This is a genomic window from Polyangium sorediatum, from assembly GCF_029946465.1.
Taxonomy (GTDB): Bacteria; Myxococcota_A; Polyangia; order Polyangiales; family Polyangiaceae; genus Polyangium; species Polyangium fumosum.
Map to the genome: position 1 here is coordinate 40926 of NZ_JARZHI010000014.1, position 22670 is coordinate 63595.

At 66.4% G+C, this 22670-nt stretch carries 13 protein-coding genes and 2 pseudogenes; 7 read left to right on the forward strand and 8 right to left on the reverse strand.

Features of this window, described 5'->3' with window-relative positions; genetic code table 11:
* Nucleotides 1–145 precede the first annotated feature (145 nt).
* The gene (locus tag QHF89_RS17925; RefSeq protein ID WP_136970740.1) at nucleotides 146–1465 is read left to right on the forward strand and encodes a hypothetical protein; all 1320 of its coding nucleotides are present in this window, start codon (nucleotides 146–148) and stop codon (nucleotides 1463–1465) included.
* A complete protein-coding gene (locus tag QHF89_RS17930; protein ID WP_136970739.1) occupies nucleotides 1462–4320 on the forward strand; it encodes a hypothetical protein in 2859 nt (952 codons plus the stop codon). Before QHF89_RS17925 ends, QHF89_RS17930 begins: the two co-directional genes overlap by 4 nt.
* A gap of 200 nt (nucleotides 4321–4520) precedes the next feature.
* On the opposite strand, the pseudogene QHF89_RS49975 reads toward QHF89_RS17930, so the two are convergent.
* A pseudogene (locus tag QHF89_RS49975) lies at nucleotides 4521–4853 on the reverse strand (dihydrofolate reductase family protein); the annotation flags it as partial.
* 289 nt (nucleotides 4854–5142) lie between these two features.
* Here QHF89_RS49975 and QHF89_RS17935 point away from each other — a divergent pair.
* Nucleotides 5143–11373, forward strand: coding sequence for a toxin TcdB middle/N-terminal domain-containing protein (locus QHF89_RS17935; RefSeq protein ID WP_136970738.1), 6231 nt, complete (start codon nucleotides 5143–5145; stop codon nucleotides 11371–11373).
* A gap of 17 nt (nucleotides 11374–11390) precedes the next feature.
* On the opposite strand, the gene QHF89_RS17940 is transcribed toward QHF89_RS17935, so the two are convergent.
* On the reverse strand, nucleotides 11391–12227 hold the full coding sequence (locus QHF89_RS17940) for a hypothetical protein (protein ID WP_136970737.1): 837 nt from the start codon (nucleotides 12225–12227) through the stop codon (nucleotides 11391–11393).
* Nucleotides 12228–12491: 264 nt separating this feature from the next.
* Nucleotides 12492–12776 carry a hypothetical protein gene (locus QHF89_RS17945; RefSeq protein ID WP_136970736.1) on the reverse strand — a complete coding sequence of 95 codons (285 nt, stop codon included), beginning with the start codon at nucleotides 12774–12776 and terminating at the stop codon, nucleotides 12492–12494.
* Nucleotides 12777–13704: 928 nt separating this feature from the next.
* Between QHF89_RS17945 and QHF89_RS17950 the strand changes: the two genes are divergently transcribed.
* Entirely contained in the window at nucleotides 13705–14133 is a 429-nt protein-coding gene (locus tag QHF89_RS17950; protein WP_136970735.1) for a hypothetical protein, read from the forward strand.
* A gap of 345 nt (nucleotides 14134–14478) precedes the next feature.
* Here the strand turns inward: QHF89_RS17950 and QHF89_RS17955 are convergent, their stop codons facing one another.
* Together QHF89_RS17955 and QHF89_RS17960 are read right to left on the reverse strand one after the other, a co-directional pair.
* The gene (locus QHF89_RS17955; RefSeq protein ID WP_136970734.1) at nucleotides 14479–14682 is read right to left on the reverse strand and encodes a hypothetical protein; all 204 of its coding nucleotides are present in this window, start codon (nucleotides 14680–14682) and stop codon (nucleotides 14479–14481) included.
* A 153-nt stretch (nucleotides 14683–14835) separates the two neighbouring features.
* Nucleotides 14836–15211: pseudogene (locus QHF89_RS17960) on the reverse strand (hypothetical protein); the annotation flags it as partial.
* Between the two features lie 682 nt (nucleotides 15212–15893).
* On the opposite strand from QHF89_RS17960, the gene QHF89_RS17965 reads away from it, so the two are divergent.
* A complete protein-coding gene (locus QHF89_RS17965; protein WP_136970766.1) occupies nucleotides 15894–18137 on the forward strand; it encodes a terpene synthase family protein in 2244 nt (747 codons plus the stop codon).
* Here QHF89_RS17965 and QHF89_RS17970 read toward each other — a convergent pair.
* Entirely contained in the window at nucleotides 18115–19362 is a 1248-nt protein-coding gene (locus QHF89_RS17970; protein ID WP_136970733.1) for a hypothetical protein, read from the reverse strand. The genes QHF89_RS17965 and QHF89_RS17970 overlap by 23 nt on opposite strands.
* On the reverse strand, nucleotides 19338–19469 hold the full coding sequence (locus QHF89_RS17975) for a hypothetical protein (protein WP_284720632.1): 132 nt from the start codon (nucleotides 19467–19469) through the stop codon (nucleotides 19338–19340). Before QHF89_RS17975 ends, QHF89_RS17970 begins: the two co-directional genes overlap by 25 nt.
* Nucleotides 19470–19815: 346 nt before the next feature.
* Here QHF89_RS17975 and QHF89_RS17980 point away from each other — a divergent pair, with 346 nt between their 5' ends.
* On the forward strand, nucleotides 19816–20346 hold the full coding sequence (locus QHF89_RS17980; RefSeq protein WP_136970732.1) for a hypothetical protein: 531 nt from the start codon (nucleotides 19816–19818) through the stop codon (nucleotides 20344–20346).
* A gap of 208 nt (nucleotides 20347–20554) precedes the next feature.
* Nucleotides 20555–21112 (forward strand): hypothetical protein, encoded by a 558-nt coding sequence (locus QHF89_RS17985; protein ID WP_136970731.1) that lies wholly within the window; start codon nucleotides 20555–20557, stop codon nucleotides 21110–21112.
* A gap of 37 nt (nucleotides 21113–21149) precedes the next feature.
* On the opposite strand, the gene QHF89_RS17990 is transcribed toward QHF89_RS17985, so the two are convergent.
* Complete coding sequence (locus tag QHF89_RS17990) at nucleotides 21150–22628, reverse strand: sensor histidine kinase (protein ID WP_284720633.1); 1479 nt, start codon at nucleotides 22626–22628, stop codon at nucleotides 21150–21152.
* Nucleotides 22629–22670: the final 42 nt, after the last annotated feature.

The window sequence follows — 22670 nt, forward strand, 5'->3', positions numbered from 1 at the left end:
TGGCCCGTACGCCGGCGCCTGGCCCTGACCCTCCACCACGCTTGGTCATGGCTCGCGCCCGGTCGGACGTAAATGCCTCGGGCCGGGGGGGCCTCACGAGCGCATTGACGAAACTTCGGGGATCGTCGACCTTCCTGTTTTGCCCATGGCGAATCCCTTAGGTCCAACGCCCCCGGCGCGCGTCCTCGCCCCCTCCCTCCTCGTCGCGCTCTTCGCGTGCAGCGGCTCGCCCCGCCCTGCCCCGGCGGAGCGGCCCGCGCCCAAGCCCGACCCCAAAGCCGAAGCGCCGAGCGCCGCGCCAAAAGGCGGAAGCCTCCTCGACGACGACGAGCTTCCCGCCCTCCCCCTCGACCTGTCCGCAGGCGTGATCTCCGCGTTCGCGGGCCGATTCGAGCCCGTCGTGCTGCCGCCGAAGACGCCCACGATCGTCGACGCGGCCGGGCGCGACGAGCGCGACGTGTGGATGCTCGCGGGCGACGGCCGTGTCTTCTGGTGGGACGGCGCGCGCCTCGCCGATCGGGGCGCGCCCCGATGTTTCACCGATAGCTGCTGCGGCACGCTCGTCGACTGCGCGAAGCAACCTGCGATGTGCTCGAAACAGGCGGTCGAGCGCTGCCAGCCCTTCGGCCCGAGCTGCGCGCTCCCGGTCACGACGTGGTCCTCGATCCGCGTCACGCCCGACGACGTGATCGTCCGCGCCTTCGTGGAGACCGGCGGCATGCGCGCGAGCATGGTGGAGTCGCGGCTCGGCAAGAAGGGGCGCTGGTCGTGCGAGCAAGGGTCGGAGGACCTCGTCTACCCCGGCTCGGCCGGGCGCGGCGACGGCCCGGGCGCTCGCGAGCTGACCGTCGACGGCGCCTCGCTCCGCCTCGAAGGCCCCGCCGTGCTCGTCAATCGGTACGGCGGGACCCTGCTCCTCATCGACGGCCGCCGCGTGCCCCTGCCCGAGGACGTGCACCAGGGGTATTCGGCCGGCGCGGAGATCGCGGCGCGTTCGCCCGGGGATCTCTGGCTCTGGACGTACGACGGCTTCGTGTGGCGGGGCAATGGCCTCGCCTGGACGCCGTGGCCCTCGGGGCTCACGTCCATGAACGAGCTCTGGGTCGACCCGAACGACGGGGTGTGGGCCCTCGGCGCGGTCGAGGAGAACCAAGAGGAGCTCCTCCGCTGGGACCCCGACAAGGGCTCTGGGCAGCGCTTCGAGACGCCCGGCGCCACGTCCGTGCGGAGCGACGGGCGCGGCTTTTGGCTCTGGGGCCTGAAGGCGCTCTACCACTGGGATGGCGCCGCGCTCCGCCGCGCCGCGCCGCCGCTCGCCATCAAGAACGTGTGGCGTGGCCCCTCGGGTGAGCTCTGGGCTGTGGGCTCCGACCGCTCGGTCGTGCTGCGAAAAGCCACGGACAGCGACGAAGAGGATGTGTACGCGGGCGCCGTGTTCCGCGTGTCGGGAGGGCAAAAACCGTGAAGCGCGTGATCGTCCCCCTGCTCCTCGCGAGCGCGTGCAGCGCCGCGCCGCCGTCGCCCCCGCCTGCGCCCACGCTCGTGCCGACCGCAGCGCCCGTGGCCGCCCCCGTGGCCGCGCCTCCCTTGCCGTGGATCGAGCTCACGGGCACCGAGCGAAAAACGGTGGTCGTCGGGTACGGCCCCGACGGCAGCAAGCTGTACGAGGTGCCTCTCGACGAGGTCGTCGCGGTCGTGGGCGCGCCGGATGGCGGCGCCTTCGCCGTCGTGAGGATGCCCGGGCCGAATTACTCCTCCAAGATCGCCGCCCTCCGCCTCGACGAGCAAGGCCGCGAGACCTGGAGGACGCCGCTCGAAAGCAGCAGTTTCACCTGGCGCCTCTTCCTCCCGGGCCCCGCGGGGACGAAGCCCGCGTCGCCGGGGACGGGCGGCCCTCGCCTGTTCGCGTTTGATCTCTCGCAGGCCAAGGGAAAACAGCGCCTGCACGAGCTCGATCCGGCCGATGGAACCCACCTGAAGGAGCGCCCCCTGCTCGACATCTCCGAGGCCGACGCGCGCGGCGGCGTCGTGGCCGTCGTGGACGAGGACCACGTGACCCGGATCGGAGCGGAGGACAAGCCCGCGTGGAGCGTGCGCGTCCGCCGCTTCCCTTCGCTTTCGCCGTCGTCGGGCGTCTACCGCAAGGTCGCGGTCGGCATCGACGGCACGGTGCTCACCGGCGCCTCCGACGGCTCCCTCCTCGCGCTCGACGCTGCGGGAAAACCCCTCTACCAGCTCGGCGTGCGTGGCTCCGTCGACCGCATCGAAGCCCAAGCAGGGGGCGGCTTCCTCGTGCGCACGAGCGAAGGGGCCGTGGCCGTGGACCGCGGCGTCGTGCGGGAAGGCGCAAAAGCGGAGCCTCCCGCGGGCGTGCGGGTCCTCGACAAACGGAAGGGCAAAGGGGCCGGCGAAGACCCGCCCGCGCCGCCGCCCTGGAAGCCCACGGTGGCCCATCGCGCAGCGCGCGAGGGCCTCGACGCGACCGAACCTTTTCACCACGTCCTTTCCGTCGTCGCGACGGGGCCCCGGGACGTCTGGACCCTCGGCCGTGCCGAGAAGGGTCCGACCAACGACGACCGGCTTTTTCGTTATGACGGCAAGGCCTGGTCCGACCTCGGCGTGCCGTCGATGTCGTTCCCCAAGGAGGTCTTCGCCGAAGGCGAGCCGGCACGCCCGAGCAGGTTCTTCGCCCAGAGCCTCTCGCGCAGCCCGACGGGCGCGCTCCTCGTGCTCGGCGTGCGCGCGGGCGGCGGCGTGGCGCGCCCGAGCGTGCTCGAGCGTGACGGCGCGGCCTACCGCGAGCGGCGCGAGCTCGTCGCGACGTTCGCGAAGGTCGAGATCGAATACGGGACGAAGTTGTTTCATGGATCCGGCGCGGGCGGCCGCGAGGTCCTCTGCACCAGCGAACCCGAGGTCTGCGTCGCGTTCGGCCGCGGCGTCACGCCCCGGATCCTCCCGGACGACGAGACCCTGGAGGCCTCCGCGCTTGCGCACAGCGAAGGCGCCGACGTCGAGCCCCCCGAGGGCCCCCTTCCCGCCCTGTCCACGTGGGCCAGCGGCCGCGACGACGTCTGGACGACGGGCTTCCTCGGCGGCGTCGCGCACTTCGACGGCGCGCGCTGGTGGCGCATCCTCGGGATCGACCCGACGGAGAAGCTCACCGTCACCGGGAGCGGCCGCGGCGACGTGTGGCTCTTCGGCGAGGCCGGCCTCTGGCACGTCACGCCCGAGCCGCGGGCCGCGGCCGATCTCGAAGGCACACCCGCGCCCCCTCCGCCGGCCGCCGCGCCGAGCGTCGTGCTCCCCGTGACGGGCGTCGACACGTCGTATCGCCTGGAGCGCGTGGTGCTCGACCTCGACGGCCAGCGGCCGCTCCGCACGGCCATCGGCATTGCCGAGGGCCCGGGCGGGGTCGTTTGGTTGCACGAAGGCGCGCGGATCGTCGAATACGACGGCGCCCGCGCGCGGCTGCTCTACGAGGCGCCCAAGCCGGGGCCTTTTTTCTGCTGGTACGCGCCCGAGCCCGACTGCAACCTCTGCGCGCAATGCACCGAGCGCAATCCGAAGACGCTCGGCTGCCAGCACTGCCTCGCGCCGGTCGCCGCGGGCGAGGGCGCGGCGCTCGCGGCGGAGGGCTTTCTGCGGCTCCAGGGCGGCCGCGCGGCCTCCGAGCCCATGCCCCTGCCGGACCTGCTCGCCGTCGCGGCCGCGCCGTCGGGCGCGGTATGGACCGTCTCTGCGGCCGACGGCGACCTCCCCCGCGCGATGACCTGGGGCCCGCGCGGCGTCCGGCTCGTGGCGGGCCTCCCGCCGGCGGCCTACGCCGACGTGGCGGCCCGCGCCGACGACGACGTATGGTTCGCGGGTGGCCTCACGACCGTCCTGGTGGCGGGCCGCGTGTCGCCCGAGGGCGAGGGCACGCTCGTGCGCTTCGACGGCCGCGCCTTCACGCACCACCGCGGGCCTGACGGGGCGCTGCTCTCCGTGGCGGCCGTGGGGCCCGGCGAGGCGTGGGCGGTGGGCCTCGGCGGCGCGCTGCTGCACGCAAAAGCGAGCACGGTGGAGGCGTTCCACCTCGGGCGCGAGGGCGGCGGGCGGCACCCGGTTGTCCTGCGCGGCGTCTCGGCGACCGGGCCGAACGAGGTGTGGATCGTGGGCGACGGCTCGACGCTCCTGCGCTGGGACGGCAAGGCGCTGCGCCGCGTGGACACGGGCGCGGTCGGGCCGGAGGCGGCGCTCGCGGCGGTGATCGCGCCGGGGCCGAAGCCTGGATGGGTGGTGGGTCCCGCTGGGATCTGGCGGATCGTGGCGGCGCGGTAATCGCGCCGCCCTGGCCTCGCCGCTCAGCCGTCCTGCGCCGTCTCCTCGGCCCTTGTAAAGCCCCGACAGCTCGAATGCGGTCGCAATCGCCGGCTCCTCGAGCTCCCGCGCCGCCACGTCCGACGAGCAATCGTCAAGACCTGTGGATCGGTTTGCCGTTGGCTGGCGTGTCCCTTCTTGTGCTCGCCGGGACGAGTCGGCTAGCGGGCCACGCGGTAGCGGAGGTAGACCACTCTCGAATTGAGGGTACGGGACACGATGAGTTCGAGGTTCACCCGGTCCTCGCGTTGGGGAAAGAAGGGACGGCCACCGCCCACCAGCACCGGCAAGACCCTGAGCGGATACTCGTCGATGAGACCCAACGCGGCCGCCTCGGTGGCGAGCGTCGCGCCGCCGATCGCGATGTCGCCCTCCGCCGCTTCGGCTCACAAACGCTCGATCTCCTCCTCTAGACCGCCGGACGCCAGGCGGGCGTTTCCCTGTACCGCCGACAGCGTGGTGGAGAACACTATCTTCGGGAGCGCCCTCCAGATCCCCCCTCTTTGACATCGGAGTCGGCGAGCACGTGATCGGAGTCCCCCTCTTCGACATCGGAGTCGGCGAGCCCGTGATCGGAGTCCCCCCTCTTTGACATCGGAGTCGGCGAGCCCGTGATCGGAGTCCCCCCTCTTCGACATCGGAGTCGGCGAGCCCGTGATCGGAGTCCCCCCTCTTCGACATCGGAGTCGGCGAGCCCGTGATCGGAGTCCCCCCTCTTTGACGTCGGAGTCGGCGAGCCCGTGATCGGAGTCCCCCCTCTTCGACATCGGAGTCGGCGAGCCCGTGATCGGAGTGATGTTCCACCACTTCCCCGCGCTCGGCGAGGATCCCGTGCTCGTGCGCTCCACCGATTTCACGTATGCCGAGGGGCCGGCTCTCGCCCGGCTCGTGTCGGTCACACAGTCGGGTTACATCAAGACGGAGAGCGGCTCCTCCAAGAAGTCGCTGCCGCCGCTCGAACTCGGTTATTCGCTGCCCGCGTTCCAGACGGCCGTCCAATCGCTCGATCCCCGCAGCCTCGAAGATCTGCCCGGCGGCGTGGATGGACAGACCGCGCGCTGGGTGGACCTTGACGGCGAGGGGATTCCCGGCGTGTTATGCGAGCAGCAGGGAGCGTTCTACTACAAGCGAAACCTCGGCGACGGGCACCTCGCGCCCGCGCGCCTGCTCGCGAGCCTGCCGGCCATGGCATCGAGCGGCGGCGCGCAGCTCCTCGATGTCGGGAGTGAAGGCCGTCAATGCCTCGTGGAGCTCACGTCGGAAGGCACGTCCGGCTATCACGAGCGCACGCCGGAGGGCGGTTGGGGGCCCTTCGTGCCGTTTCCTTCGCAGCCGAATGTCAACTGGAACGATCCGCGGGTTCGATTCATCGACCTTTCGGGGGATGGGCTCGACGACATCCTGGTCACGACGGATCACGTGCAGCTCTGGTATCCGTCGCTCGGCAAGGGCGGGTGGGGTCCGCCGCGGGTTCTGCCGAAAACCTACGACGAGGACAAGGCTCCGACGCTCGTGTTCGCGGACATGACGCAGGCAATTTTCGTGGCGGACATGAGCGGCGATGGGCTGCCCGATATTGTGCGTGTCCGCAATGGGAGCATTTGCTACTGGCCCAATCTCGGGCGGGGGAGGTTCGGCGCCAAGGTGCAGATGATCAAGGCGCCCTTCTTGGATGACTCGCATAGGTTCGACCCGCGCCGGATCCGGCTCGGGGATATCGACGGGACGGGGACCACGGACATCGTGTACGTGGCCGGCGAAGGGGCGGTCCTCGTGTTCAACCAGGCGGGGAATGGCTGGAGCGAGCCAGTGCGAATGCCGGGGTTCCCGACGGCCGATTCCATGTCCACCGTGGGCGTGGTCGATGTGCTCGGGTCCAGGACGGCGTGCCTCGTGTGGTCGTCGCCGTGGCGGGGCGTGGCGAAGCCGCCGATGCGGTACATCGATCTCTTGGGCAGCACGAAGCCGTATCTGCTCACGTCGGTCAAGAACAACCTCGGGGCAGAGACGAAGCTCGAGTATGCGCCCTCGACGAAGTTTTACCTGGAGGACCTGAAAGCTGGAAAGCCGTGGGTGACGCGGCTGTCGTTTCCCGTGCACGTGCTTGCGCGCGTGGAGACGTTCGACGCGATCAGCAAGGCGCGGTTCGTCAGTACGTACAAGTATCATCACGGGTACTACGACGGGGCGGAGCGCGAGTTCCGGGGGTTTGGCCTCGTCGAGCAATTCGACGCGGAGTCCTTTTCGGCCGAGCGCGGGAAAGGGCTCTTCGCGGAGGCTCCGCCGACGGAGGAGGAGTTCCATCTCCCGCCGGTGCTCACGAAGACGTGGTTCCACACGGGCGCGTTCATCGACAGGAATCGGATCACGAAGCAGTTCGAGAAGGAGTATTACGCGGGCGACGAGCAGAGACCGGAATTGCCCGATGCTGTGCTGAAGACGGGATTGTCGCCGCGGGACTTGCGTGAGGCGTGCCGGGCGCTCAAGGGGCAGATCCTCCGCACGGAGGTCTACGCGCTCGATGGCTCAGAGGCGGAATCGCATCCGTATGTCGTAACGGAGGTTTGCCCCGCCATCGTGCGGGTGCAGCCTTCGACTGCGAAGGCGTATGGGTCGTTCTTCGCGTACGCGCGTGAGTCCGTCGAGGTTCATTACGAGCGTAATCCGCACGATCCGCGCGTGGTGCATACGCTGGCGCTCGAGGTCGACCCGTTCGGTCACGTGGCGCGCTCGGCGAGCATCGCGTATGCGCGGCGGAGCATCCCGCTGGACATACCCGAGCAGGGGCTCTTGGCCACGCTGACCGAGACCGACGTGGTCAACGAGGATCAGCAGGCGAGCTGGTACCGCCTCGGTGTGCCCAAGGAGACGCGAACGTACGAGCTCACGGGGCTCTCCACGACACGGAGCACGTTGTTTTCGTTCGGCGACGTGTTCAGCGCTGTGAACGCCGCTGTTGCTATCTCCTATGAGGCGACGCCCAACGGCACCACGATGCAAAAGCGTCTGGTCGAGCAGGTTCGACAGGTTTATTACAACAGCACGACGCTGTCCGGGTCTTCCCCCGCGGCGCTGCCCTTCGGTACCATCGACGCGCTCGCGCTGCCTTACGAGACATACGCGCTTGCCTTCACTCCTGGGCTCTTGACCGCGGCTTATGGCACGCGCGTGACCTCGACCATGCTCACCGAGGGCGGGTACATCGAGGAGAACGACGATTATTGGGTGCGAACCGGCCGCCAGGTGTTCGACCCGGACAAGTTCTACTTGCCGGTCGAGATCCTGGATCCGCTCAGCAATTCCACGACCATCACGTACGACACTTACAATTTGCTCGTGACATCTGCCGAGGACGCGCTCGGCAATACTGTTACCGCGACGAACGACTACCGCGTCCTCGGGCCCACGCTCGTCACCGACCCGAACGGCAATCGTAGCGCCGTGAAGCTCGACGAGCTCGGGATGGTCGTGGCGACGGCCGTGATGGGCAAGGTCGGCTCGAATGACGGAGACACACTGGAGGAGCCAACCACGACGTTCGAGCACGATCTCGACGTTTGGCGCATGACGGGCAAACCCAACGTCGTGCATGCGGCCGCGCGCGAGCGGCACGGGGATGCGCTGACGCCGTGGCAACACAGCTACACGTACCTGGACGGGCTCGGGCGTGAGATCCTGAAGAAGGTGCAGGCCGAGCCCGGTCCGGCGCCGGTGCGGGACGAGAACGGGGGGCTTGTCAAGGACGAGAACGGCGCGGTAGTGTTGGCCACCGCCTCGCCGCGATGGGTGGGCACGGGGCGCGTGGTCATTGACAACAAGGGCAATCCCGTCAAGCAGTACGAGCCGTTCTTCACGGCCACCCACGAATACGAGGACGAACAGGAGCTGGTCGAATGGGGCGTGACGCCGATCCTGCGTTACGACCCGCTCGGCCGGCTCATCCGAACGGACCTGCCGAACGGGACGCATTCGCGTGTGACGTTCACGCCCTGGGAGCAGGCGAGCTGGGATGGGAACGATACGGTGCTCGAAACGGGCAACCCCTGGTATGCCGCGAGGCAGCCGAGCGCGACGCCGACGCCTTCCGCGCAGGAGCAGCGGGCGGCGGAGCTGACCGAGGAGCATGCGGAGACGCCGGCGCTGGTGCATTTCGATGTGCTGGGCAGGCCGGTGCGCGGGGTCGAGGACAACAAGACCGCAGGGGTGTACACGACGAAGGCAGTGCTCGATATTGAGGGGAATCCGCGGGCAATCATCGATGCCCGTGGGAATACCGCGATGGAGTATGTCTTCGACATGCTCGGGCGGACGCTGTACCAGAAGAGCTGCGATTCTGGAGAGCGGTGGACGCTGGCGAATGTGCTCGGGAACCCGACTCGGGGGTGGGACGGCCGGGGGCACGTGGTGCGCTCGGTGTACGATGCGCTGAATCGGCGGACGGGGCTGTGGGTGCAGAAGGGGTCGGATCCGGAGGTGCTCGCCGAGGTGACGGTGTATGGCGAGGGGCAGACGGATCCGGAGGACGCGAATCTGCGTGGGAAGGTGGTTCAGGTGAAGGATGGGGCCGGGGTGGTTACCTCGGTCGAGTATGATTTCAAGGGGAATTTGCTGGAGGGCCAGCGGCAGCTCGCGCAGAACTATTCGACGCAGCTCGATTGGTCGGGGTCGGTGGCGCTCGAGACGGAGGTGTTCACGCAGACGACGGCGTATGATGCGCTGAATCGGCCGACGAGTCTGACGACGCCGGACCAGAGCGAGATCAAGCCGACGTACAACGAGGCGAGTCTGCTGGAGAAGGTGGAGGCGCGGATTCGGGGTGCGAGTGGGTGGACGACGTTTGTTGATGACATCGATTACGATGTGAAGGGGCAGCGGGAGAAGGTTGCTTACGGGAACGGGGTGGTCACGGAGTACAGTTACGACCCGCTGACCTATCGGTTGACGCGTCTCAAGACGACGCGGATCTCGGACAGTGAGCTGTTGCAGGACCTGCGGTACACGTACGATCCGGTGGGCAATATCGTCGAGATTGCCGACTTGGCGCAGGAGGGGCTCTACCACAACAGCGAGCTGGTCGAGCCGGTATGGAAGTACGAGTATGATGCGATCTACCGGTTGATCGAGGCAACGGGGCGGGAGCATTCGGGGCAGAACTCGGACATTCAGCAGGACCAGAACGGTTTCCCGCTGATGAATGCGGCCAATCCGAATGATCCGCAGGCGATGCGGAACTACGCCGAGAGCTTCGAGTACGATGCAGTCGGCAACATCTTGAAGATGATTCATGCCGCGCAGGGCAGCACGGGGAGCTGGACGCGGCGGTACGACATCGCGGAGATGAGCAATCGGCTCCTCGGAACGAGCTTGCCGGGGGATGATGAGGCCGAGTTCTCGGCGACGTATACGTACGACGAGCACGGGAGCATGACGTCGATGCCGCATCTGGCTGGCATCGAGTGGGATTTCAAGGACCAGAAGTGTGAAGTCGACAAGGGCGGCGGGGGGACGGTCTACTTCACGTACGACGCTGGCGGGCAGCGGGTGCGGAAGGTGTGGGAGCATAGCGGCATTGTCGAGGAGCGGATCTACCTCGGGGGCTTCGAGGTCTACCGACGGCACGAGCTCGGGAATGTCGTGCTGGAGCGAGAGACGCTCCACGTGATGGATGATGCGCGGCGGATCGCGATGGTGGAGGCAAAGACGGTTGACGCGAACGCGCCGCCGTTCACGCCGACGCCGCGGGTGCGGTATCAGCTTGGGAATCACCTCGGATCGGCGGCGGTCGAGCTCGACGAGGCCGGGCTGCTGATTTCGTACGAGGAGTACCACCCCTACGGCACGTCGGCCTATCACGCGGCGGCGAGCGGGGTGGAGGTCAGCGCGAAGCGGTATCGGTATACGGGGAAGGAGCGGGATGAGGAGACGGGGCTGTATTACCATGGGGCGAGGTATTATGCGCCATGGTTGGGGACATGGACATCCTGCGACCCCAAGGGGCTTCGCGGCGGTCTGAACCTATATGCGTACGCACGGCAGAGTCCGATCGCACTCGTAGATCCGGACGGCAGAGACCCCGTACCTCCCGATGCAACGAACGCACAGAAACGATTTCGGCAGATTTCCGAGGCGCAGAACGACGCGGCTCGGACTTTGGTCGAAGCTTTCAAAGACAACGGTTTTGTGGACGAGAAAGCTCCCACAACGGCCGCAGCACGATTAACGACACTGCTACAAGCTACGCAAACGAAGAAAGGCTCGCTCACAAACTTTGCTTGGCCTGCTCTTATCGGCGACAAAGGGTTCAGAAGGGAGTTCAGGGACAGCGTCAAGTATTACAACGATAAAAGCGGCAAGGATGTGCCACTTCATCCCTCCAGCTCGAACCAAGTCGGGCACTTCCTGACAGCGGTAGGCTTGGGCTTCAGAGTGGGCAAAGACTTGGCGTCGGAATTGCAGACTCCATCAGCATCCGTTGCGCTACCGGGATTCGTTGGGCCTGCTGCGATTACAATGTTGTCCCAAGCCGCTTTGCGAGCCGCCACTGAAAACGTGTACCTCAGGGCCATCGTGGGGCACGAGTTGGTGCCTGACGCACTTGAGGCGTCCATGAGCACCGTCAATCACGCATCAGGAGTAATTGGTGCCAGTCAGCAGCAAGTGGAGGACTTCGAAAATGATAGGCTGAACAAGATTCGCCTCGACGATAGATATCGAGGAAACAGCTACCAGGACCTATACCTCTCGAGGGTCGGGTATCAATTTGGGAAGAATGTAGGACTAGGAATCATCCAAACGCGGGAAGATGCTGCGGAGTGGCTTCAAATGGCATTGACGCCCGTCGACCTGAAGACCATTGCGCCGTCTCACAAGTTCTATCAGGATGCGCAATGGCTGAATGGTATACTGGAGCAGTTCAAGACAACTCAGCGTCCACCGGGCGACGTACCGGACTCCGATGCGTCACCGGGGTCCAAGTTGCCGGATACGTTCGGCAACCACCCGTGGGAATTCTAACGCGCTCCAGCTCATTCTCATTGTGCGAGGGCGACGACGCCGCGTAGGGATTGCATCCCGAGAGCTACTGCGCGCATCCGCAGCGCGTCGAGTAGCATCGTAGGTCCGCCATACGTTTCACCGGCTTCGCGAGACAGATGCGCAATCGTTACTCCCTGCACCTTCGTGGGGGCGGCGCACACGAATCTTCTCTCTTTGTAGCTCCACACCCATAGCGTTCCCTCGAGCATACCGAGATCCCATCGCTCACCGTCGAGCCACTTTGGCCATGACACTTTGCTGATTAGCAGTGTCGCGTCGAAGTCCCAAGCGCTCACGCCGCTTAATTCGCGCACGCGGTTTCTCGCTCGTTCTGCCGTCATCCACGGCGTGCCCGCCGAGGTCATCGCGTCCCATTCGCGAATGGTCTTCAGGTTGGCAAGGGCATGGGAGCTTCGTGGCCCAATGAATGGTCCTGTGGTCTCCTCGGTGGTCACCACACCCAATCCTTGGAACGAAGAAATATGCTCCCAAGCTCGACTGAATTTGACTGCATCATCGAAGCTGGTTGGTGTCGATGAGAAGCTGCTCCACGAGCTCCAGGCGCTCACCGCGGCGTCTGCTTCGCAGGGCTGGGACGTATGTACCGGTGTACGTCCCTCCACTATTTCCTTGAATGCGATTCGGCGAACCGCGTCGATGTCTTCGACCCGCCTGAAGGCATCTTCGATATCCCTGGCGATTTCTGCCCGCACGGAGGCGTGACTATCTTCTATCGAGGTGCGTATTGCGATGCCGGTCAAGCCAGCGACAACGATGGCGCCTGCAACTAGAAACATTCGTACGCGCGACCGAGTATCGTTCTTCGCAGCCATTCACATCACCCATTCCCACACCAACATGTCCGCTCGTTCGACCACCCGCTTCACTGGCTTCAGCTTTCGCCCTTCGGGCCATCTCAGCTTCCCGTCCGATCAATCGTCTCCGTCTACTCTCACGACCTTGCCTCGAACCCGAGTGCCGCTGCGTTCTCCGACATTGTACGCTTCGTCGAGTCCGCTGCCGCCTCCGGAAACGCGACTCGTAGACCGCCCGTGATCTGATGCAGGGGCGGGTCCACGTTCACGTGTGCACCGCCATTATCGGGTCTCGAACAGGAAGGCGAGACCGATGCATTTCGCCTCCGCGGTGAGTTGAAAGGCGGCCCCGTCACCGTCGAACGACGACGAGCGCGCGACGGGCGCGAGCTTCAGCCAAGCCTCCTCGGGGCGCGAGAGAAGGCGCTCGCGCAGCGTGCCGTCGGGGAGGCGGTAGACGATCTGGAGCGAATCGAGAGGAATCGGGATCGCGGCGACGACCATGACGACGCGGGGCGGCTCTACGCCTTCGAGGCTCGCGCCGTTCGTGACTTGTTCAAGCTTCACAGGTTCGGGGAACATACCGCGAGAAGGGCGCGCGTCGAGGGGGATGAGCCTGATCGCAAGAACGATCGTCCGGGGTACGTACAAGATCCTAGATCTCCCGCCTCTGTCAACCTGAACAGGGTCGAGACTCGCAGCGACGCTCACGCGATCGAGCGCGCGACCGTTCACCACCCTCGGCCCGTTGCCTGCCGCATTCATGTCCCGCTTCGAGACTTCAACGGCTGGCATCGACGGGCGGTGAACGACTCCGCAGCACTCGGCCCGTTCTCGGGCAGTTCGCACGCCGGCCGCTGACCAACGTCGCTACCGTGCGATGACGGCAGCCATCCCGGTGCCTGGGTGACGAGCGAATACAAGGCGACGGCGTAGCCCACGGCCCCATGCTCTTCGGCAACCGGCACGGCACCCGCCAGTTCGACAAACCGGAAACGACAAGTCCCAGGGGAACCTCGCATCACCCGACGCGCCCGGGAACGCCGGTTCAGCCGCGACCAGCCATCGCGGGGGATGGTCGTGGCGACGGCCGTGATGGGCAAGGTCGGCTCGAACGACGGGGACACACTGGAGGAGCCAACCACGACGTTCGAGCACGATCTCGACGTTTGGCGCACGACGGGCAAGGCGGTTCAATCGGGACTCGCAAGCCTCGTCTTATCCGAGAGTTACGAAGAAAACTACCGAGCGAGTACCGAGGATCCGCAGATGCAGCGCGTTGAGTCAGGTCCAACGCTCCCGATGACAGATGCCATCGTTAACCGGACCCCAGAGGTATCTGGCATACTCTGGCTCGCTTTCATAGGTAGTGCGCGTACAGGCAGTGGTGCGCCGCAACCCGGCCTGAACAATGTACTAGCGGAATCCAAAGCGAGCGCCGAGGGCGGGGGGGGGAACATTCGATAGAGGGGTTGGAAGTCGAGGGATTCGAAATGTGGACCCACTTTCCGCCGAGCAGCAGGTACAGGTTTTTCTGCAGATTGATGAGCTTGGTCTTCAAAGATCGGACTTCTCGATCCATTCGCGCATTTCCGCGTACTCCGACATGCTGGATCACGTTTTTCTCGGCCCCAACGTGTTTCCTGCGAGTCCGGAGTTGCGCATTGGGGGAACCGTCTTTGAACGCCTTACATCACGAGCCGTGATCGCACATGAGGCCGGTCACATGCTCACAACGCGAGCAGGCATTGCCTTTGAAGCGGGTTCAGTGATGGATGAAGTACAGGCGAGTCTTGCTGGGCGCCGCTTGCCGGGCCTTTCAGCTCTTGAGAGATACCAGCTCTTGCGTGACGCTGCCGAAAGAGCAAGGGCGTCAGGAACACCATTGCGCAAATTGCTGCAGCAGCAAAGGAGGACCCAATGACCAAGACCGAACGGCATCCTATTCGAGACGACCAAGCGATCAAGCTACTCAGTTCGGCGCTAGATGAGTTCGCCCGAGACGGGAAGGTCACCACGATCCGATGTGACGTCTGCAAAAGCATCATCCAAGTCCAAGCTATCAGTGACGCAGCATACTTCGCAAATTGCAATTGCGGTAAATTCCGTGGAGCCCTGAGAGGAATTTGAGACGGGGATCCCCACAGGCTTCCCGAGCTCCTTGCGGGGTCCCACCGTGCGCCTACGATCCCGTCCGTGCATCAGTTGTCATTCGCAACCCCAACAGCACCAGCGGTGCGCTGCGCGCATGAAACGACGGCGGCGAGGGTTACCCATGTGAGAATGCCGTCGAGTGCCCGCTCGTCGAGGATCCGCTCGGCAATACCGTCACCGCGACAAACGACTCCCGCGTCCTGGGGCCCGCGCTCGTCACCGATCCGAACGGCAATCGCAGCGCCGTGAAGCTCGACGAGCTCGGGATGGTCGTGGCGCCGGCCGTGATGGGCAAGGTCGGCTCGAATGACGGAGACACGTTGGAGGATCCAACCGCGACGTTCGCGTACGACCTCGACACTTGGCGCACGACGGGCAAGCCCAACGTCGTGCATGCGGCCGCGCGCGAGCGGCACGGGGATGCGCTGACGCCGTGGCAGCACAGCTACACGTATCTCGACGGGCTCGGGGTGTCCGTCGGCGCGCGCGGGCGGGCGGCGAACGTGGTGGCATCCTTCTGCCACGGCTCGGTCAACCGCGTGATGGTGGCGGCCGACAGCCCCTGGCTGGTGCCCAGGAACTGGCTCAACGCAGGGGCGAAGTCCGAAGACGACAGGCGACAGGCCGTGCAGGTACAGCAGCGGCAGCACCTCGCTCCCCTGCGGCGACTTCCTGGCCCAAGCCGGCAGGAGTTACCTCCCGTCGGCGTGGTAGCCGTTGCGGACTACCAGCCAGTGGCCGTTCTCGTCGAGCTCGTCACGGAACGCGTCGATGTAGGCGGAGACCTCGGCTTGCAACGCCGCCGCGAGCATCTGCCGGGCACCGTCGCGGACGATCTCGTCGAGCAGCGAACAGCTCGCCGATCCGCTCGTCGCGTTGGGGTCGGACTCGTCTCGCGGGAGACGGTCAGGTCGACAAGGCCATGACGGCGCTTGGCCCGAGGAGAGGTGTCCCCGCCCGAACTGAGCCCCATTCAGGAGTGAATCGCCATGCAGGCTCCCAGTGAAAAACCTCAACCTTGCTGGTCCTGCCGGAAGCGGGAGGCGACGGGTACGTACACACATGCGGGACGCACCGTCATGGTGTGCGCAACCTGCCTCGACCGGCTGGAGGTACAAGAGGCATTCACGAAGCGCTTGCGCGCTGGGATGCGTTCGAAGACGTCAATCGCCGTCGCGATCATGATGGATGGCTGGCTCGAAGCGTCGCCCGTCAGCGCGAGTTCATCCGGAGGCATTCAGCCATCAGGATCCGAGATACGCATCGGCCATCGAGATGCCCGTCCGGGACTCCCTCGGAGAGAGCATGCGCGCGCTCGCGCAGATGACCCAAGGGATGCCGTCGAAGAGGGAGAGGGAGTGGAAAGCAAGACAGGGCGGCGGAGCCGACAGGGACGAACCGTGAATCGAGCGCCGGGAGGCTTCGGCGCTCTCTCCGCCAACGGGCGCTCACCCGAAGACGGGCGGCGCGGGTGCGGGTGTTGACGGGACGTGATGGCAACTGCTACGGAGCCCGTGAGGTGTGATCGTGGTGAAAGCGGAAGGCGAGCAGCAGCCCTTCGAGTTGCCGGATTTCTACGTCCCCTGGCCTGCGCGCTTGAACCCCAACCTCGAGGGCGCCCGAGCCCACTCGAAGGAATGGGCGCGGAAGGTGGGGATCTTGGACCCGCCGCCCGGCGAGGCCGATCCCAACATCTGGAGCGAGGCGAAGCTCGACGCGATGGACTACGCGTTGCTCTGCGCCTACACCCACCCCGAGGCACCCGGCCCCGAGCTCGACCTCATCACCGACTGGTACGTCTGGGTCTTCTATTTCGACGACCACTTCCTCGAGACCTACAAGCGCCCCCAGGATCAGGTGGGCGCCAAGAAATACCTCGACCGGCTCCCCTTGTTCATGCCGGTCGACCTCGCCACCACCCCACCCGAGCCGACCAACCCCGTCGAGCGTGGCCTCGCCGACCTCTGGTATCGCACGGTTCCTTCCAAATCCGTCGCCTGGCGCCGGCGCTTCTTCGAGAGCACCAAAAATCTCCTCGACGAGTCCACGTGGGAGCTGTCCAACATCAGCGGGCAGCGTGTCTCCAACCCCATCGAATACATCGAGATGCGACGAAAGGTCGGCGGTGCCCCCTGGTCCGCCGACCTTGTCGAGCACGCCGTCTTCGTCGAGGTCCCTGACCGCATCGCCGCCTCTCGCCCGATGCTCGTGCTCAAGGACACCTTCTCCGACAGCGTCCACCTGCGGAATGACATCTTCTCTTATCAGCGGGAGATCCAGGAGGAGGGCGAGCTCTCCAACGCGATCCTCGTGATGGAGCGCTTCCTCGACGTCGATACCCAGCGCGCCGCCGATCTCGTCAACGATCTGCTTACCTCCCGCCTCCAGCAGTTCGAGAACACCGCCTGCACCGAGCTGCCCTCCCTCTTCGAAGAGCACGCCCTCGACCCGATCGAGCGCGCCCACGTCCTCACCTACATCCGAGGGCTCCAGGACTGGCAGTCCGGCGGTCACGAGTGGCACATGCGCTCCAGCCGCTACATGAACAAGGGCTCCTCGAGCAGCTTGCTCCTCCCCAAGGGCCCGACGGGCCTCGGGACCTCGGCCGCGCGCCTCGCCTTCGGGCTCAAGAGGTGGAAGAATTTCTCCCACGTCCCCTACCAGCGCGTCGGCCCGACGACGCTGCCCGATTTCTACATGCCCTTCTCCACGGGGACGAACCCCCACCTCGATGGTGCCAGGCAGCGCCTCAAGGAATGGGCGCGCCGCATGGGCTTCACCGGGCCCGTGCCCCACGTCGTCGGCCACAGCGGCTGGACCGAGCGTGAGTTCGAGGCCATCGATATCGCCTACTTCTCGGCGAGGTGCTCCCCGGACGCCTCGGCCGATGCTCTCGACCTGAGCGCGGGCTGGATCACCTGGGGGACGTACGGCGACGATTACTTCCCGGTGGTCTACGGGAACACCCGCGACATGGCGGGGGCCAAGGTGTTCGTCAAACGGCTGTCTTCGTTCATGCCGATCGAGCTCGGCGCCACCCCACCCCCGACCACGTCGTTCGAGCTCGGCCTCGCGGACCTCTGGGAGCGCACGGCCGCGCCGCTCTCCGTGGACGATCGGCGAAAGCTCCGCAGGGTGATCGAGGGCACCGTGGAGAGCTGGTTATGGCAGCTCCAGAACCGGATCCAGCATCGGATCCCGGATCCGATCGATTACATCGAGATGCGCAGGTGGACGTGCGGCGCCGAGCTCACGACGGTCTTCTGCCGGCTCGGGCAGCAGGGCGCTGCGATCCCCCCCGAGGTCCTCCGCACCCGACCGATGCGCTCGCTGGAGAACGCGTACGCGGATTACGTCGGCCTGCTCAACGACCTCTACTCCTACCAGAGAGAGATGGAAATCGAGGGCGAGATCCACAACTTCGTGCTGGTCGTGGAGCGGTTCCTCGACTGTGGGAAGGACAAGGCCGTCCAGGTGGTGAATGACCTGATGACCGCCCGGGCGCAGCAGTTCGAGCACGTCGTCGTCACCGAGTTGCCGGCGCTCTCGGACGACCTCGGGCTCTCGGGACACGCTCGCGAGGGGCTCGAGCGGTACGTCGAACAGCTCCAGAAGATGATGAGCGGCACCCTTCACTGGAGTCGGCAGACGGGTCGCTTCAACGAGCCCGAGCGCCGGGAGATCTCGCCGCCGGTGCACTTCGCGGGCCCTCGAGGGCTCGGCACCTCGGCGGCACGGATTGTGTCATTGTTTACGAGCGATCGGACCAGGTGACTCCACCAGCTCCCCTCCACGAGCCCGTCGCGAGCTCCCGCACGACGACCGTCCTCCCGTCCCTCGTGACCGCGGACTCGTACCAGCCGCGCGGCGCCTCGAACGACGCCACGTCGTGCATCTCCTCCCCGTCGAACCATTGAATCCCCTCGCCGACCAGGATCACCTGATGGTCCGGCAGGATGTGCACGTGGGTCTCGCCGGTCTTCCGCGAGGGCGCGAGGCGAAAGGACACCACGCGCCCCGTGCGTGGATCCACGCGCCGCTGGAGCAAGCCATGCTCGGCGCGTAGGCCCCGCGCGGCCGCGAGGATGGCGCGGTCCATCTCGGAGAGCCCTTCCTCGAGTTCCTGCGCGTGGTCCGGGGCGAGCTTTTGCAGCGATCCCAGATCGACGAGCGAGAGCACGTCGAGCAGCCCGTCTCGGGTCGGGACGAACCGCGCGGGCAAGACGGTCTCGTATTCGAGGTCCTCGTACTGCCGGTAGAGCAGCGGGAGCGGAAAGCCTTCGTTCGTCGGCGCGGCGCCTCGCGTCCAGGGCCTCGCGTCATAGAGGCGCGCCTCGTACGGCGCGGCCCAGATGCAGCCGAAGACGAGCAGGCGCTCGCCGTCGGCGGAGAGCTCATAATCGGTATGGCAAAAATCCCAGCTCTCCGTGGCCTCGAACGATTGCAACGTCCGTCCGCTCGCAGCGTCGAGGAGCCGCACGTCCATGTAGCTCGTCGCCGAGAGAAGCAGCACCTCCGCGCCATCGAGCCACGCGAACGTGGCCCGCGCCGAGAGGTGGCGCTCGTGGACGGCCAGCACCTCGCCCCGCGTCGCATCCATCAGCACGACCCGGCAGCCTTTGACGTCGGGCGCGGGCGGCAGCTCGAAGCAGAGAAACCGCCCCGAAGGCGAAACCACGAGATGCGTGGGCCAAGGCGCGGGCGATTCCGGAAAGACGAAGCGCGACGCCTCCACGAAGCGCGATGCCTCGCGGACGAACCGACGAAAGCCGCGGGCCTCGTCGTAGGTGACGAGGGCCTTCGAGGCGAATGCGTGGTTTCTGGTGTCCTCGAGGACGAGGAGGGGCTGCGCGTCGCCGCCCCGTTCGAGGTCGAGGACGTGGAGGTCGTGGCCGTGGATGTACGCCACGAAGCGGTCGTCGGCGAGCGAGAGCGCCTTGTAGATGGGCGGGCCGCCGGGGCTGCGGGGGCACGTCAGGCGGAGGAAGCGCGTATCCATCCGCCGTCCTGCGCCTGCTGGAGCGTGTCCTCGGAGCCGAACCACTCGCCATCCTTGAGGAAGGCCGCGCGAGCTTCCGGGACACGGGTCTTCACGTCGAGCGCCATGGGGGGAACGTCCTCTCTTGGGGTGGTGCACGCTACATGGGTCGGCGTACATGTGTCCAGATGGGCGGCGTGGGGATTGGACTGCCCTCTTGTCACTCGGGGGTGAATCTGTACAGTCCCGAACATGGACTCGACGGTAACGAGACTTACGGCATCCTTGGGGCTCGCCCTCGGCCTGGGCTTTGTCTTCACGCCGCTCGGCTGTGGGAGCAGCCCCATGGGGACCCCTCGGCCCAGCTCTCGTGCCTCGGGCGACGGCCCGTCGGTCCCGGCGGCGACCGCTGCCAAACTCAGGGACTGCGCCGAACATGGTGCGAATCGGCTGACGGACACGCACTACGCCATCATGTTCGACGTCGACGTGGCGGGAGACGGTCAGGTCGACAAGGCCAGGGTCAGGGAGTCCATGATCGACGATCGAGAGATCGTGTCGTGCATGGAGGATGCGCTCCACGGCATGTCGTTGCCTGGGGTCGTCACGCCGCTGCGATCCTCAGGGCCGGTCTACGGCAACAGCGTCTCCCCGGACGGCCGGACGCCCATGGGCCATCCCGCGGCTGCGGCCGCGGTGGCTGGTGCCGCCGTGAACCTGATCCCGATCGTGCTCGCCGCTGGCGGGGTGACGATCCTTGTGGCCGTCACGGCGCATGTCGCGGAGGAGGTGGTCGAGGCGGTCGAGGCGGCCGGTCGACGGCGCGCGGTGGAGAGGCGATGCTATGAGCTTCAGGAGGAGTGTCTAGAGAATCCATGGCAACCCGAGGATAACAAGAAAATTTATGGAGAGAAGAAGGATTGTCGAGGCTGTCTGCGCGAGTGCTTATGGAAAAGCATTTGGCCTGCGGAGAGATGTCCGCGCCCTGGCAATCGCTCCAACTGAGCCGCATTCGGTGGTGAACTCTGTCCAGGAGTGAAGCGTCATGCAGTCTCCCCGTGAGAATCCTCAACTTTGCTCGTTCTGCAGGAAGCGGGAGGCGACACAGTCCTACACGTGCGCAGGACGCACGGAGCGCGTGTGCGCTACCTGCCTCGATCGGCTGGAGGTGCAAGAGGAATTTGAATACAAATGCCTCGATATCGATAAATTCATGAACGAAGAGCGATACGACGAAGCGCTTGCATGCCTGGATGCGTTTGAGCAAGCGAATCACTCTCGTGATCACGATGGTTGGCTGGCCCGAAGCGTCGCGTCGGAGCGCGAGCACATCCTCCACGAAGCCGGCAGGTACGAGGAAGCGCTGCAAGTATCCGAAGCCGTGGCGCAGCTTGGATTCGAGAACGTCACGTACCGATGGTCGCATGGCGGCTCCAAAGCACGGATCCTGCAAGCACTCGGGAAGGATCGGGAAGCCCTGACGGCTTACGAGGAGGCGTTCCACCATCAGGATCCGAGATACGCATCGGCCATTCCCTATTACCTGCCCATGCTGGTCGAGCTTTCGGAGAACGTAGGCCTGCCGGTCGACGAGACGTGGCGCAGCGTCGCGGAGGCGGGCGCGGAGGACTTTGCCGTCGAGCTGCCCGTCCGGGACTCGCTCGGAGAAAGCATGCGCGCACTCGCGGAGATGACCCAAGGGATGCCGTCGAAGAGGGAGCGGGAGTGGAAAGCAAAACAGGGCGGCGGAACCGACAGGGACGAACCGTGATTCGACCGCCGGGACCCTGCGCTCGTGCCGCGAGCTGCTAGCGCGAGGAAGATCCCGCGGGCAGCAGCACACGAAAAAGGGCGCCGCCCTCGGGCGCGTCGCCAATCTCGACACGACCGCCGAGATCCCGAACGACATCGGCCACGATGGGCAGCCCGAGCCCCGTGCCTCCGCTCTCGACCTTCGTCGAATAGAAGAGCTCGAAGACCTGCGACCGCTTTTCCTCGGGGATCCCGGGTCCCGCGTCGGCGACCTCCAGCCGGAGGACGGGCTCGCGCTCGGGCCCCGCTTCCTCGCCGCGCGCGAGCGAGATCCGGAGCGTCCCACCCCGCGGCTGCGCCTGAATCGCGTTGATGCAGAGGTTCATCACGACCTGGAGCAGGCGATCGCGGACGGCGACGATCGGCGGCAATCGTTCGGCGACGACGAGACGCAGCTCGATGCGACGCACGCGCAGGTCCGGCGCGAGGAACGCGCTCACGTCCCGCACGACGTCGGCGAGCTGCACGGGCACGACGTGATCCGTGGGGGGGCGGCTCACGTCGAGCATGCGCTGGACGATCCGCGTGATGCGCTCGCACTGGCCCGCGATGGTCTCGAACTGCCGGCGCACGGGCTCGGGCAGGTCGTCGTCTGCGGCCGAGAGGCGGGACCAGCCGAGGATGGTGTTGAGCGGCGAGCCGATCTCGTGCGCGAAGGAGCCGGCCACCTGCCCCACGACCGCGAGGGCCTGCGCGTGCCGCATGCGCGCCGCGAGCTCGGTCCGCTCCGCCTCGGCCGCGAGCAGTTTTTCGCGGGCCTCGGCGAGCGAGCGGGTCATGTCGTTCACGGCGCCCGCGACGCGATCGAGCTCGAGCTCAGGGGAGGCCTCGACGCGCACGTCGAGGTCCCCCGCGGCCACGCGATCGACGGCGTGCACGAGGTCGCCCCACGCGCGCCCGAGCACACGCGAGATCCAGATCGCGACGAGCGAAACGCAGAGCGCCGCCGCGCCGCCCGTGAGCGCGAGCCGGACCAGGGTGAGGTCGATCATGCGATCGATCGGCCCAAGCTCGCGGGTCATGACGACCGCGCCCAGACCGGGCGCGTCGCGCACGGGCTCGACCCGGACGAGCACCTCCTCATCGCCGATCTGCAACGTTCCATGGCTCGCGTCGCCGGTGGCCACGGCGCGCGCCGCCAGGACATCGAGGGCGGAGGGCGCGCTCCGGAGCGCGGACGAGCGCACGAAGGGCGCGCCCCGTTCGTCGTAGAAGGCGACGCCGTGCACGGTCTCCTCGGCGGCGACGCGCTCGACGAGCGCCACGGCCTCCTCCGTTCGCCCCGTCGCTGCGATGGGCAGGGAGGCCGTTCGGAGCGTCGCGATGTTGTCCGCGAGCGCACGCTCGCTGCTCTCGACGAGGGAGGCGCGGGTCGTCCGGATGGACACGACCCCCGTCACCACGAACCCGAGGATGACGGGCGTGGCGAAGACGGCGAGGAGCTTGCGGGTGAGCCGCTTGCGCGCGAGGTTCATGGCAGAGTTCGTTATGGCACGCCGCGAGCGCCGAACGGGTCG

What these genes read in the sequence shown, in the direction of transcription:
- QHF89_RS17925 (WP_136970740.1), top strand. Translation starts at nt 146, where the DNA reads ATGGCGAATCCCTTAGGTCCAACGCCCCCGGCGCGCGTCCTCGCCCCC.
- QHF89_RS17940 (WP_136970737.1), bottom strand. Translation starts at nt 12,227, where the DNA reads ATGGCTGCGAAGAACGATACTCGGTCGCGCGTACGAATGTTTCTAGTT.
- QHF89_RS17970 (WP_136970733.1), bottom strand. Translation starts at nt 19,362, where the DNA reads ATGGATACGCGCTTCCTCCGCCTGACGTGCCCCCGCAGCCCCGGCGGC.
- QHF89_RS17975 (WP_284720632.1), bottom strand. Translation starts at nt 19,469, where the DNA reads ATGGCGCTCGACGTGAAGACCCGTGTCCCGGAAGCTCGCGCGGCCTTC.
- QHF89_RS17980 (WP_136970732.1), top strand. Translation starts at nt 19,816, where the DNA reads ATGTTCGACGTCGACGTGGCGGGAGACGGTCAGGTCGACAAGGCCAGG.
- QHF89_RS17985 (WP_136970731.1), top strand. Translation starts at nt 20,555, where the DNA reads ATGAACGAAGAGCGATACGACGAAGCGCTTGCATGCCTGGATGCGTTT.
- QHF89_RS17990 (WP_284720633.1), bottom strand. Translation starts at nt 22,628, where the DNA reads ATGAACCTCGCGCGCAAGCGGCTCACCCGCAAGCTCCTCGCCGTCTTC.